A 13,066-nucleotide genomic window follows, 5' to 3' on the forward strand; every position below is an offset into this window, starting at 1 on the left:
GCTTTTAAAGCCACCTTTTTATTGTCTTCAACGTCACATTCAACGTATTAGTAATGCTCAGCGCGGTTTAGCTTAAACACCGCCATGCTTTCCGCCAGCAGTTGCGCCTGCTCTTCCAGAGAACGCGTGGCCGCCGTGGCCTGCTCGACCAGTGCCGCGTTCTGCTGCGCAACCTGATCCATCTGCGTAATCGCCACATTCACCTGTTCGATGCCGTGCGTCTGTTCAATAGTTGCGATGGAAATTTCGCGCATCAGGCTGGTCACCCGCGTTACTTCGCTGGAAATCTCAACCATCGTATCCGCCGCAGATTTCACCATCGCCGAACCTTCGGACACGCGGCTTTCTGAATCTCCGATCAGCTCTTTGATTTCACGGGCGGATTGCGCACTGCGCTGCGCCAGACTGCGAACTTCACCGGCCACCACCGCGAAACCCCGCCCCTGCTCACCGGCGCGGGCGGCTTCCACTGCGGCGTTCAGCGCCAGAATATTGGTCTGGAATGCAATGCCGTCAATCACGCTGATAATGTCACCGATACGTTTCGAACTGTCGGTAATCCCCTGCATTTTATCCATCACCTGATGGACAACTTCGCTGCCCTTATCGGCAATGACGGAGACGCTTTGCGCCAGCTGATTAGCCTGCTCGGAATTCGCCGCGTTCATGCGCACCGTTGATGTCAGCTGTTCCATACTGGCGGCGGTTTCTTCCAGAGAAGCGGCGGATTCTTCCGTACGTTGCGCCAGATGAACGTTACCGGCGGCCAGTTCGCGGGAGCCTACATCAATCTGATTCCCGGCATCTCGGACGCGCCCGACGGAGAGCACCAGCGAATCCTGCATTTGTTTCATGGCCTTGAGCAGGCGTCCCATTTCATTATTACGTGAATCATCGATTTCATGCGTCAGATCGCCTTTGGCAATGAATTCGAGCTGCGCTATAGAGAAATTCAGCGGATGCATAATAATTTTTTGCAGAGCAAACCAGGCGATCAGCGCAATCGCCAGTGCGATTAGAAAACCGATCACAATCACGGTCACCTGAATGCGGGCATTAGTACGTGCCTGTTCGATTCTCCGGGCCGTATTATCGGTGGCGTACGCCCGGAAATCTGCCAGCGCTTTGTCGTAAGCATTGCTGTACGGCGTGATTTTATTTTCCAGTACGTCGTAATAACCGTCGGCGCTTTGCGCCTGAAGTGCGGCCAGAAGTGGCACCAGGCCGTTAGCCTTATAAGCTTCGTAGCTTTTACTGACCGCCGCCGATAATTCACGGCCCCGCTCGGTGTCATCCTGAATGCTGTTGAATTTCGCCAGATCTGCATCAGCCTGTTTGATGTAACCGGCAATCCGGTCGGTGGTGGATTTGGCGTCGTCCATCATGCCAATTTCAAGCTGACGCACCGCAACACCACTGGCAACACGCGTGCGCAGCGAGAAACTGTAGCTGTCTGCCAGCGATCCCAGTTCATCTCCCTGAAGCTGGTTAATTTTCTGTAGTGAAGTGGCACTTTGCCGGATGGCATTGGCGCCAAGGACACTAACCAGCAACAAAATCAACGTCATCACGACCAGTAAGCCAATCAGACCGGCTTTTACGCTCAACTTATTCAACATACGGTGTTATCCAGCTATTCAGGTGAAAAGGAGAAACTGCGAATGAGGTAGGGATCAGGTTTGCCTGATTTTTTGTATGAATATTGTTATCGGCAATCCACTGAATCTCTTGATAAGAAAAGCAAAAACAGCCAGTTACACGGTAAAGAGGTACATGCGTAATGTTTACTGCCGATTCTGAAGATTTTGCCAATCCTCAGCAGCAGGTCATGCCGGAAAATTGGCAAAGGCGATACGACGAAAAGGGCGGGAAATCACGGGAGAGTTGGCTATAATGTGCGGCACTCTATTCCTGGTTCAATGAAGGAAACCAACAATGAGCTTACTGAACGTGCCGGCAGGCAAAGAACTGCCAGAAGATATCTACGTTGTTATCGAAATCCCGGCAAACGCGGATCCTATCAAATACGAAGTTGATAAAGACACGGGTGCACTGTTCGTAGACCGTTTCATGTCTACCGCAATGTTCTACCCTGCGAACTACGGTTACATCAACCATACCCTGTCTCTGGACGGCGACCCGGTTGACGTACTGGTTCCAACGCCATACCCGCTGCAACCAGGTTCTGTGATCCGCTGCCGTCCTGTTGGCGTTCTGAAAATGACTGACGAATCTGGTGAAGATGCGAAAGTTGTTGCGGTTCCGCACAGCAAACTGAGCAAAGAATACGATCACATCAAAGATGTGAACGACCTGCCAGAGCTGCTGCGCGGCCAGATCACTCACTTCTTCGAGCAATACAAAGCGCTGGAAAAAGGCAAATGGGTGAAAGTTGAAGGTTGGGCTGATGCCGCTGCTGCAAAAGCTGAAATTGTGAGCTCCTTCGAGCGCGCTAAAAACAAGTAATTGTTTTCTGCGACACGAAAAAAAACACCGTCCACTGGGCGGTGTTTTTTTATGTATAACGCGTTGGCTAGCAACGACTATTTCTGACGACCTTGCTCAGATTACTCGCTGACCGGTTCGTTACGCTTCACCCAGTCGCCACCCTCAATTCTCGGCACACCATCCAGTGAGCGAATGTAGAGGTAAATCCAGGCACTGCCGTAAGGCGTCGAGATCAGCTCGCGACGGTAATCTTTCGTATTGCTTTTCAGCTCATCCAACTCAGCCATGATTGACGAGTTAATGCGGTAAACTTCGCAATAGACCTTCCCGTCCCCTGGAATGACTGCCGGATAGTGCCCCAGATTATAAAGCGCATACCCTTCCAGCTCATGGTCACCCAACCATTGAGCATTCGTCATCCAATGACTGTTGCCTTGCTTGCGTCGCAGACTACCGTAAACAATTATTCGCATGTTTATATTCGTATAGTAAAAGTCACATGAATTAAAACTCAAACTGATAGAGCAAATCCAATGCCTGATCGATGCCCGATACCGCCTGCAGGTAAAGCTTCGGCATCAACCGATAGCGCAATGTCAGGGTTGCCAGCGAGTCAAATATCCCGACACCATATTTCACCTGTAAACCCGGTAAAACATAGCCACTGACCACGACCTGAGAACTGTCTCCCACGCCCTGAGTATCCAGCGCCAGATTGCTGACGCCAAATGCCTCGCCGATTTTACCCACAAGTTTACCACTTTGCGCAACCCCTAACCCGATAAGAGCTGAGGTCATAGCACCGCTGTCACCGCCAGAATTGTCTAATCCTTGCCCGCGAAGCAGGTAGGACAAGGCTTCCTGCTGCGACATCGCCGGATCTGAGAATATTTCAAGTTTAGGTGCATCTGCCTCGCCGGTAACGCGTAAACCGGCTACAACGTCATTTTCTGTCGCTTCAGGGTTACGGATGGCTTCCAGATTCAGCAGTGGCTGGTCCGCCGGACCGGAGAATAACAGCTGACCTTTGCGCACAATTAAGTCCTGACCGTACGCATGGAAACGCCCGGACGGAATATTAATTTGTCCGTTCAGACCCAACCCGCGGCTGTCCTGAGCCACTTTCAGCGCACCTTCCAGACGGGCTTTCAGACCAAACGCGTCCAGACGCACATCCGGGCCGATATTGACCATCAGGTTGCTATTGATCGGAATCGAAGCCGAAACGGGTGCGATCGGCTGACGCTGATCGTTAAGCATCACTTCATCCGACGAAATGCCCACAGCGCTTTCCGGCAGTTCCTGCACGGTAATGCGCGCCCAAGGAATATCGACAGTGCCGTTGAGGGAGAACAATTGCGGCGTGGCATCAAACACCAGGTCCGGCGAAACATCCAGCCGCACCATCGGCGGCACCGAAACGCGGACTTTATTCCCGCGCGCGGCAATACGGGCGCGCCAGGCGTTGATTTCGCTCCAGTCGGCGTTGCCGTTCAGCTCCAGCTGACCCTGAGCGGTTTTGATGACGCCTTCCATAATCGACGACATGCCGTTGAAGTTGATGTTGATATTGGCATCCGTGATATCAAACGGCATAAATTGCCCGTCGAAATCGACGCCTGTCAGCGCCAGTTTGCCGAAGACCTGCGGTTTTTGCGCATCACCGCCCAACCGCAGATTCGCATTCAGGATGCCGGAGGCTTTCTCACCATCCATCAGTGCGGGTTGCAGCAATGCCATAGAAACACGGGCGATATTCACGTTCCCGCTGAGATTACGTTTCCCTTGCGGATCGGCGATCTGGATATTGCCGTCGAGCTGGCCGTTGTGGGTAATTTTGATCAGCCAGTCGAGATTTGCCCGACCATTGTTTAGCCCGGCGTTCAGGTTCAGCGTATCGAACGCGACCGGCAGCGGATTCCCCTGCACCAGTTGCTGTACTTTCACGCCTTTACCCACCAGCGAAACGCTGGCCTGCGGCAGACCGCCTTCGGCTTTCCAGCTCACGTCGGCTTTGCCGCTGAATGTCCCGCTCAGCTGCGTATCGTCAGTGAGGAAAGGTTTGAACATCGCCAGATCAAAGCGGTTCAGCACCACGCTTGCCTGCCCGCTGGCACCGGCATCAATGGTTTTCGGTACGCACAGATCTGCATTCGGATTTTGCCAGCAGTGTGGCCCGACGGTGATCCGCTGCTCTTTATTGAAATAATCCAGCGCGATAGAACGGTTGAGACGCCACTGCCCGACCGGCGTATCAAACGACGTATTGTTGATAGTGCCTTTCCATTCTTCGGTTGCGCGGTCAAAACTGCCGGTCAGCGCCAGGCGCCCCGAGACCGGTTTGCCCTCCACTTTCAGCGTCAGCTGATGCTGCTTTTCATTGCCTTTGGCTTCCAGATTGATATCTGAAATATCCAGTGCATCCTGCTTAAGTTGCTGGACGCGCACAGCAAGATTGCCCTGAATCTGATCGGTGGAACTGACGTCGCCCTTCACATCCACGCGACGCACCGTCAGCGCCTGCCATTTCAGGCCGGTGGCAGTCAGATCGGCCAGCAACTTCGGCGCTTTCAGATCACCGCGCAGTTGCAGCATCCCTTTCACCACGCCGCCCAGCCCCGGCAATGCGCCATCAAGATGCGGCGCATCCACTTTAGCGTCCAGATTCCAGGTGTCGCTGAGCTTGCCTTTCACGTCCAGATTATTGCGCCCCAGCTCAAGGTGCAGCTGTGGAATATCCCACTGCCCGTAGCTGTTTCCGCGTACGTTGCCCTGCGCTTTGACCGCGTTTTGTTTGACGTTACCGGTCAGATCCAGCACCGGAACCTGCATCTGCCACGTGCCGCCATACAGGCTGCCGCGCGTGGTAATTTTACCCTGCAACTTCGCAGGCCAGTCCGGCCACTGTCTGGCGGTGTTAATCCCCGTCAGTTTCAGTTCGCTGTTCCAGCTTATTGCTTTGCTCCAGTCGACCACGCCGGTCAGGTCTGTATTGCCTTCCAGCGCCGCCAGGCGCAGCAACGTCAGTTTGAATTGCTCCACGTTCCCTTTACCGTCAACGGTCAGCGTGGCGGGCGGGATCTGATCGCCTTTGAAATCAGAACGCAGCGAAAGCGCATAATCCGTCGCTTTACCGCTGAAATTCAGTTTGAAGCCTTTCACCTGATACTGCGGCGTGCCGGTCAGCGGCCACTGCAATGCATCGCTGCTGAGTTTCAGATCCAGCGGCAGTCCGGCTTCCGCCAGCTGAGTCTGCAACGCCAGTTGGGCACGCACCGGGCCGGAAAGGTTCAGCCCCACATCAAGCTTGTCGCGCAGCCCCCCGGCAATTTTAAGTTTGATCTTCTCGCCTTTGAGCGGATCGAGATTCACGGCGGTATTAACCGTCATATCCACCGGCCAGTTTTGATTCAGCGTTGCCTGCCCGATGCCGTCCAGCGAACCCTGTGGCGAACGCACCTGCAATTTATCGAGCTTAACGATCTGATTTTGCGTACTGGCTTTCAGTTCGAAACGGGTGATGAGCACATCGGTGTCACCGGTCAGACGCAGGTTTTCACCTAGAATTTGCTGAATATCGAGATCGACCGGCAGACGGAAATCCGGTAATTCAGGCAGCAGCGGTTTGGCAAAAAGCTCCTGTAAAGTCTCACCCAGTGGTTTTTCAGGCACCATAACGGCCGGTTCTGCCGGTTTTCCGGTAGCCTTTTCGACCGCTTTGTCCTGCGCTGCCTGAACAACTTCCGGTAACGGATTGACCGGCGTTTTCGGCAAGGCAATCAGCAACCCGCCGATATGCGTTGGCATCAGCTGAATCGCCCGCCCTTCCCAGTGCGCGCCGGTGCGGAATGACGCCAGAGAAATCGCCCGGTCATCGAGCGTCACGTTGATATTATCCAGCGTCAGCACGCGCAGCGTAATCGGATACGGCGTGCTGAGATTGGTCAGCGGCTCGCTGTTTTCTGGCTGAGGTTGCTCCGCCGCCGGCGTCATTTCTTTGGTGTTCACCACCACATTGACGTCCTTCACGCGGAGCGCGTTAACGCACAGCGCGCTGTTTTTCAGGCACGAAAAATCGAGCGAAAGATGGAATTCTCCCGCTTTCACGTCAACGCCCGGCATTTCGTAATGCACACCTTTAAGGGTCAGATCGCGCCATCCGCCTTCGGTGCTGGCGATATTCAGCCCCGGCACGAAGCGGTTCGCGCCATTGATCATCAGATGCAGACCGGTTTGCGTACCGACTAAAAACGCCACCAGACTGATGATCAGCAGCAGGAAGATCAGGAAACCCAGGCAGATTTTCTTAAATACACTCATAATTCCGGACCTAAACCGATGTAGAACTGCAATCCATGCTCATCTTTGTCGCCAACGGGGGCGGCAACGTCTAATTTCACCGGACCGATCGGTGAAGCCCAGCGCACGCCTACGCCCGCACCGGTTTTAAAATCATTTTGCGTGATGTCGTTCACCGCTTCGCCGGAATCTACAAACACCGCACCCCACCATTTTCCGGTCACGTTGTACTGATATTCCACCGAACCGGTGCCCAGATACGAGGCGCCGGTCAGTTTGCCGTCATCATCGCGCGGGGAAATGGATTTGTATTTGTAACCACGAATGCTGCGGTCACCACCGGCAAAGAATCGCAGGGACGGCGGCACGCGCTCGAAGTCATTGGTTTCAATCCAGCCCAGATTGCCGCGGAATACGAAACGATGTTTTTCAGCCAGCGTCCGGATCCAGACGTTCTGCGCCTGAATCACGGCGAAATCGACGTCCGAGCCCCAGGTCGTATCCGAGACATCCAGAGAATAACGTTGGGAATCGCCCCAGGTCGGCATCAGTCCGCCGCGCTGACGCGTACGGTTCAGGCTCACACCCGGATAAATCAGCATCGTCGTGTTAGTGACGCTGCCTTGGGTAAAGTGGTCGAGGCTCCAGCGCAGGTTAACAGCGTGCTGCCAGCCGCTGGACAAATCCCAGTAACGGGCCAGATTCACCGTGGTGGAATCGGAGTTGGTGTCGTTCAGGTCTTCACGTTTGAAGCCGCCCTGAACCAGGTAATACTGTTCGAGCGGCGATTTCAGCAGCGGAATTTTATAGCTGAGATCCAGCGATTGTTCAGGGCCGGAGAGCGTCGTGGAAGTTTCAAAGCTCTGACCGCGATCGTTAACCCACGGTTTTTTCCAGTTAGCCGTCAGACGCGGACCGATATCCGTGGAAAAACCGACACCGGTTTCGATCGTATTTTCGGTACGCGGTGACGCCAGCGCATTCAGCGGCAGCGTTTTTGTGGCTTTGGCATCAGTAAAATCTGGTGACACAACGACCGAGTTAAACCATCCCGTGGCGGACAGGCGGCGGTTAAGCTCAGCCAGTTGCGCAGACGTGTAATAATCACCCGGCTTAAATGGCACCAGATTTTGCAAATATTCATCGCGGATTTGCGAGCCCTGATAATGAACGCCGCCAAAGCGATAGCGGTCACCGCTGTCGAACTGGATATCCCAGAACGCTTTGTGTTCATCTTCAATCACACCCAGCTGGCTTTTGCGCATATTGGCATCGAAGTACCCTTTGCGCACGGCCTCGCCGGTCAGAGAACTTTTAAAACTGTCGTAGGTGCCGTGGTTCAGAATGGTGCCTACCGCAGGAACCTGCTCTTTCTTCAGTTTCTCAAACTCATCATCTTTGGCCGCCTGCCCTTCAATAACGACATTCGTGCCAGCGATTTTTACCGGCGTACCCGGCGTCACTTTGGCAATCAATACCGGGCGGCCCGGCGGAGGGGTTTCGCGGTAATCGAAATCGATTGTTGGCGAATAATAGCCTAATGGCCGCAACCCCTGCTCAATGGCGGCGCTGACACGCGCGCGAAACCGCCCGTTAGCCCCGACTTCATCACTTTGAATTGAAGATAAGCGAACGCGAACGTTCCTTTCCAAATCGCCATCCAGGCCTTCCAGCTGCAAACGCACTTTCGCTGCCATGGAGAGTGAGGGGGCCAGCAGTACACATAACAAACCCAGTTCACGATATCGTGGCACACGCACTCCTGCTAATTTTGCTGTCCTGTTAAAAAATTCGTTACCCGCCGGGGCGTATCTGTTCGTTTCTGGCAGATTCATCTTTCCAAAGTCAGATGACAGCATTTTAGTGCTAATACCCTGAAAATGTTCAACGACGAAGCAACGTTCCCCGTATTGTGTGCAAAGACGCAATCAGATACAACTAAGAGTGGCCTGTTGGTCACTGATATTCACTAAGACCTTTAGTTACAAACCTTGTTCATTAAAGCAACAACTGGAGTTTTCCGTGGTGCAACTTTCCGATAAAGCGCAACCCGTCAGTCATGAGGATGCGTTACCTGGCCGTACAACCCCGATGCCGGTTGCAACGATTCACGCAGTAAACGGCCATTCAATGACGCATGTGCCTGATAATATGGAAGTCGCCATCTTTGCGATGGGCTGCTTCTGGGGCGTTGAGCGTTTATTCTGGCTGCAGAATGGGGTTTACAGCACAGCCTCCGGTTACAGCGGCGGTTTCACACCGAACCCGACTTACCGCGAAGTATGTACCGGCCAGACTGGCCACGCCGAAGTCGTCCGCGTGGTGTTTGATCCGGCAGTTATCAGCTACGCGAAGTTGCTGCAAATCTTCTGGGAGAATCACGATCCGGCTCAGGGGATGCGTCAGGGCGGCGATATCGGGACACAATATCGCTCTGCATTGTATGTGCTGAGCGCAGACCAGCAGGATCAGGCGCTGGCCAGCCTGGCGAGTTTCCAGCAGGCGATGGATGAAGCGAACGATAAGCGCACCATCACCACAGAAATTGCTGAAGCCCTGCCGTTCTATTATGCAGAAGACGATCATCAGCAATATCTGTATAAAAACCCGGAAGGCTATTGCGGATTAGGCGGCATCGGCGTCTGTTTACCGCCGCAATAATGCGGGATTTTTAAGCGCTGGCGGCAGTCTCAGTGCTGCTGCTATACTATGCGGGTCACAAATGTGGCCCTTTAAAACTATTTCTGGCAATTATCTTTGTTTTTCATCCTTACGCTTTTTTCTTATGAACTGCTTTTTACGGCTTCATTTAAAAAGATGTTCTTTTAAGCAACAAAAATAATGAGAGCCTTTCCCTGCCGGTTTACCCCGGTGTTAAACGGATAGATTATGTTAAACAGTATTTTACTGATTCTTTTACTCATCGCGATCAGTGCATTTTTCTCGCTGTCAGAGATATCGCTGGCAGCTTCCCGCAAAATCAAACTTAAACAGTTGGCAGACGAAGGAGACGTCAATGCCGCACGCGTAATGAAATTACAGGAAACCCCTGGCCTGTTCTTTACGGTGGTTCAGATTGGCCTGAATGCCGTCGCCATCCTCGGTGGTATCGTCGGTGATGCCGCGTTCTCCCCCGCTTTCCAGACTTTCTTTGTTCGCTTTATGTCGCCTGAACTGGCGGATCAAATCAGTTTCATCTGCTCATTCGCACTGGTCACCAGCCTGTTTATTCTGTTTGCTGACCTTACGCCGAAGCGCATCGGTATGATTTCACCTGAGTCGGTTGCCGTCCGTATAGTCAACCCGATGCGTTTCTGTCTGATGATTTGCCGGCCGATGGTCTGGTTCTTTAACGGCATGGCAAACATGATTTTCCGTTTGTTCAAACTGCCGATGGTTCGTAATGACGATATTACGACAGACGACATTTATGCCGTGTTTGAAGCCGGTGCGCTGGCTGGCGTGCTGCGTAAACAGGAACATGAGTTGATTGAAAACGTGTTTGAACTCGAATCGCGTACCGTTCCGTCGTCCATGACCTCGCGTGAAAGCGTGATCTATTTTGACCTTCGCGAAAGCGAAGAAAGTATTAAAGAGAAAATCGCCACGCATCCGCATTCCAAATTCCTGGTTTGCGATGGTCATATCGATCAGGTCGTGGGCTATGTCGATTCCAAAGATTTACTGAACCGCGTGCTGGGCAATCAGAGCCTGATGCTGAGCAGCGGCGTGCAAATCCGTAATGCGCTGATTGTGCCGGATACCCTGACGCTTTCCGAAGCGCTGGAAAGTTTCAAAGCGGCAGGCGAAGATTTCGCGGTGATCCTCAACGAATACGCGCTGGTGGTGGGCATTATCACGCTCAATGACGTGATGACGACGCTGATGGGCGACCTTGTCGGTCAGGGCATGGAAGAGCAGATTGTGGCCCGTGACGAGCATTCATGGCTGATTGAAGGCGGTACGCCAATTGAAGATGTCATGCGCGTGCTGCATATCGAAGAATTCCCGCAGTCCGGCAACTATGAAACCATTGGCGGCTTCATGATGTTCATGCTGCGTAAAATTCCAAAGCGTACGGATTTCGTGAAATTCGCTGGTTATAAATTTGAAGTCGTGGATATCGACAGCTACAAAATTGATCAGCTGCTGGTGACACGGATTATCGATCAGCCTGCTGCTCCTTTGCTGCCAAAAACACCGCAGGAAATTAAAGACGAGAAGAAGGCACAGGCGTAACGCCATCCGTTTTTTGTTCTCCGGAAAGACAAACGGCCCCAAAAGGGGCCGTTATTGTTTGCGCAAGCTGCTCGCAAAAGGCGGCAGCGACAACGCGCAGGGCTGTCAGCCCATTTCCGCCTGCAGGTGCGTCACCTGGCGGTTAACTTCAGACATCACGCTGAAATGGCGCTTATCCCGGACCTTTGGCAACAGGATTTTGCCTTGGTCAAACTCGAACGCGCCGACGTCTTTAATATACAAACGCCCACGAAACAGTGTCTTGACGTACTTTGCGACTTTCATCGGATTGTAACGCTGGAAGATTCTCATTTTTCTACTTTTCTCCGTTAAATCACTGCATGCACCAGCCACGTCGCAAGGCGACAGATACTGGGGCAGAAAAAGGTCGATTGCAGTGAAGAGACCTATAACATAGCAGGGCAGTCAGGTATTGCCAGTGTATTTAACTGCTTTTACATTGCTTTTCAGTATTGTCCTAAGTCTTGACGCTAAATGGCAGTATAACCCTGCTTTATGTGGCAATTTTGTAACCTGCAACACAAATTTAACAACCCAACAGGACAGACCACTTGGGCGATCCTATGATGGAGTGGACTGTTCATTTGCGCCCCGGAGAATCTATGCTTTTAAGAAGTCTTTTTGTGATCACTTTTATGACATTTTCGCTTTTTGCTTCCGCTCATAATTTTACCGTCGGCCAGCGCGTGGCTCCTGTTGGCGTAGACGATAAAGGCGAGCTTAGTGACGTCAATGACCAGTTCAGCTACAGCAAATGGAACAGCGCGAAATTGCCGGGCAAAGTCCGCATCGTGCAGCACATGGCGGGCAGAAGCAGCGCCAAAGCGCTCAATGAACCGCTGATCACCGCCATCCGCGCCGCAAATTTGCCGCACGATCGTTACCAGACCACCACTATCGTTAACACTGACGACGCAATCATCGGCACAGGCCTGTTCGTGCGTAAAAGCATTGAAAGCGGCAAGCGTGAATTCCCGTGGTCACAGGTGATTGTCGACAGCAACGGAGCAGTGAAAAAAGCATGGGAACTGCAACCGGAAAGTTCGGCGGTCGTCGTGCTGGATAAAAATGGCGTGATCAAATTTGCCAAAGACGGGCAACTGACGCCGCAGGAAGTGCAGCAGGTGATTACGCTGGTAGATCAGCTGGTGAAAGAGTAATGAAGAAAACCCCGGCGTGAAACCGGGGTTTTTGTATCAGAAGAGAGAAACCCGGAAGCCCGGATTCAGGAAAGACTCACGCGGCGTATACGTCAGCGTCTGCCCTTTCCAGTCATGCACCTGCGCACCGGCGGCCAGCGCCACGGCGTGTCCTGCGCCAGTATCCCAGATATTGGTCGGCCCGAAGCGTGGATAAAGCTGCGCAGAACCTTCGGCCACCAGACAGAATTTCAGCGATGAGCCGATAGCCACGGTCTGATGTTCGCCCAGCTGCGCCAGATAATCCTGCAATTCCGGGTCATTACTGAAATGTGAGCGACTCACAACCACCAGCGGCGGATGCGCTTCGAGCACCTGAATCTGCCGGCGCTCGCCCTGGTCTTCCTTCCACGCCTTGCCTTCGGCTGCGCTGTACATCACTCGGGTTACCGGCACATACACCACGCCCAGCACCGGAACACCGTCTTCGATCAGCGCGATATTCACAGTGAATTCACCGTTACGCTTCAGGAATTCTTTGGTGCCATCCAGCGGATCGACCAGCCAGTAGCGCGTCCATGTCTGACGCTCGCTCCAGCTTTGCGGATCCTCTTCCGACAACATCGGCGTTTGCGGATCCAGCTTTTGCAAACCGGCCTTAATCACGTTATGCGCCGCAATATCGGCCGCCGTGACCGGTGAATCGTCTTTTTTATGACGCGCATCGAGCGGCTGCTCGCCGTCATAGACCGCCATTATGGCGTCGCCCGCCTCGCGCGCTAACTGACAAATTTGTTCTAACATCTTTTACCTCAATGCTTTGAATCTCATTTCTCAAGCCTAGTTTTTTTTACCGTGAATAGCCATCCCGTAATGTTACCGGGCCAGCGTAATGGCGGTTTAAAGACGTCATAAATTTG

At 52.9% G+C, this 13,066-nt stretch carries 10 protein-coding genes; 4 read left to right on the top strand and 6 right to left on the bottom strand.

Features of this window, described 5'->3' with window-relative positions:
- Positions 1-47 precede the first annotated feature (47 nt).
- Positions 48-1,619, bottom strand: a complete 1,572-nt coding sequence (locus J1782_RS20430) for a methyl-accepting chemotaxis protein (protein ID WP_217153812.1) — start codon at positions 1,617-1,619, stop codon at positions 48-50.
- Between the two features lie 316 nt (positions 1,620-1,935).
- Here J1782_RS20430 and ppa point away from each other — a divergent pair, with 316 nt between their 5' ends.
- Positions 1,936-2,466 carry an inorganic diphosphatase gene (gene ppa, locus J1782_RS20435; protein ID WP_217153813.1) on the top strand — a complete coding sequence of 177 codons (531 nt, stop codon included), beginning with the start codon at positions 1,936-1,938 and terminating at the stop codon, positions 2,464-2,466.
- Positions 2,467-2,567: 101 nt separating this feature from the next.
- On the opposite strand, the gene J1782_RS20440 is transcribed toward ppa, so the two are convergent.
- Genes J1782_RS20440 through J1782_RS20450 form a run of 3 tightly spaced genes read right to left on the bottom strand, consistent with a single transcriptional unit; the run spans position 2,568 to position 8,444 of the window.
- A complete protein-coding gene (locus J1782_RS20440) occupies positions 2,568-2,921 on the bottom strand; it encodes a gamma-glutamylcyclotransferase (RefSeq protein ID WP_104923512.1) in 354 nt (117 codons plus the stop codon).
- Positions 2,922-2,952: 31 nt separating this feature from the next.
- Positions 2,953-6,768 (bottom strand): translocation/assembly module TamB domain-containing protein, encoded by a 3,816-nt coding sequence (locus J1782_RS20445; RefSeq protein WP_217153814.1) that lies wholly within the window; start codon positions 6,766-6,768, stop codon positions 2,953-2,955.
- Positions 6,765-8,444 carry an autotransporter assembly complex family protein gene (locus tag J1782_RS20450; RefSeq protein WP_254303128.1) on the bottom strand — a complete coding sequence of 560 codons (1,680 nt, stop codon included), beginning with the start codon at positions 8,442-8,444 and terminating at the stop codon, positions 6,765-6,767. Before J1782_RS20450 ends, J1782_RS20445 begins: the two co-directional genes overlap by 4 nt.
- Positions 8,445-8,769: 325 nt before the next feature.
- Here J1782_RS20450 and msrA point away from each other — a divergent pair, with 325 nt between their 5' ends.
- Together msrA and J1782_RS20460 are read left to right on the top strand one after the other, a co-directional pair.
- Entirely contained in the window at positions 8,770-9,408 is a 639-nt protein-coding gene (msrA, locus tag J1782_RS20455; RefSeq protein ID WP_217153816.1) for a peptide-methionine (S)-S-oxide reductase MsrA, read from the top strand.
- 228 nt (positions 9,409-9,636) lie between these two features.
- Complete coding sequence (locus J1782_RS20460; RefSeq protein WP_152325310.1) at positions 9,637-10,986, top strand: hemolysin family protein; 1,350 nt, start codon at positions 9,637-9,639, stop codon at positions 10,984-10,986.
- Between the two features lie 105 nt (positions 10,987-11,091).
- Here the strand turns inward: J1782_RS20460 and J1782_RS20465 are convergent, their stop codons facing one another.
- Positions 11,092-11,298 carry a DUF1107 domain-containing protein gene (locus J1782_RS20465; protein WP_013573785.1) on the bottom strand — a complete coding sequence of 69 codons (207 nt, stop codon included), beginning with the start codon at positions 11,296-11,298 and terminating at the stop codon, positions 11,092-11,094.
- A 311-nt stretch (positions 11,299-11,609) separates the two neighbouring features.
- On the opposite strand from J1782_RS20465, the gene J1782_RS20470 reads away from it, so the two are divergent.
- Positions 11,610-12,167, top strand: a complete 558-nt coding sequence (locus tag J1782_RS20470) for a YtfJ family protein (RefSeq protein ID WP_217153817.1) — start codon at positions 11,610-11,612, stop codon at positions 12,165-12,167.
- 36 nt (positions 12,168-12,203) lie between these two features.
- Here J1782_RS20470 and cysQ read toward each other — a convergent pair whose 3' ends face one another.
- Complete coding sequence (gene cysQ, locus J1782_RS20475) at positions 12,204-12,950, bottom strand: 3'(2'),5'-bisphosphate nucleotidase CysQ (protein WP_152325312.1); 747 nt, start codon at positions 12,948-12,950, stop codon at positions 12,204-12,206.
- Between the last annotated feature and the right edge of the window lie 116 nt (positions 12,951-13,066).

Origin of the sequence: Rahnella sp. BCC 1045, from assembly GCF_019049615.1 — a bacterium.
GTDB classification, from domain to species: Bacteria; Pseudomonadota; Gammaproteobacteria; order Enterobacterales; family Enterobacteriaceae; genus Rahnella; species Rahnella contaminans.

What these genes read in the sequence shown, in the direction of transcription:
- J1782_RS20450 (WP_254303128.1), bottom strand. Translation starts at nt 8,444, where the DNA reads ATGGCAGCGAAAGTGCGTTTGCAGCTGGAAGGCCTGGATGGCGATTTG.
- J1782_RS20445 (WP_217153814.1), bottom strand. Translation starts at nt 6,768, where the DNA reads ATGAGTGTATTTAAGAAAATCTGCCTGGGTTTCCTGATCTTCCTGCTG.
- J1782_RS20465 (WP_013573785.1), bottom strand. Translation starts at nt 11,298, where the DNA reads ATGAGAATCTTCCAGCGTTACAATCCGATGAAAGTCGCAAAGTACGTC.
- J1782_RS20460 (WP_152325310.1), top strand. Translation starts at nt 9,637, where the DNA reads ATGTTAAACAGTATTTTACTGATTCTTTTACTCATCGCGATCAGTGCA.
- ppa (WP_217153813.1), top strand. Translation starts at nt 1,936, where the DNA reads ATGAGCTTACTGAACGTGCCGGCAGGCAAAGAACTGCCAGAAGATATC.
- J1782_RS20470 (WP_217153817.1), top strand. Translation starts at nt 11,610, where the DNA reads ATGCTTTTAAGAAGTCTTTTTGTGATCACTTTTATGACATTTTCGCTT.
- J1782_RS20440 (WP_104923512.1), bottom strand. Translation starts at nt 2,921, where the DNA reads ATGCGAATAATTGTTTACGGTAGTCTGCGACGCAAGCAAGGCAACAGT.
- J1782_RS20430 (WP_217153812.1), bottom strand. Translation starts at nt 1,619, where the DNA reads ATGTTGAATAAGTTGAGCGTAAAAGCCGGTCTGATTGGCTTACTGGTC.
- cysQ (WP_152325312.1), bottom strand. Translation starts at nt 12,950, where the DNA reads ATGTTAGAACAAATTTGTCAGTTAGCGCGCGAGGCGGGCGACGCCATA.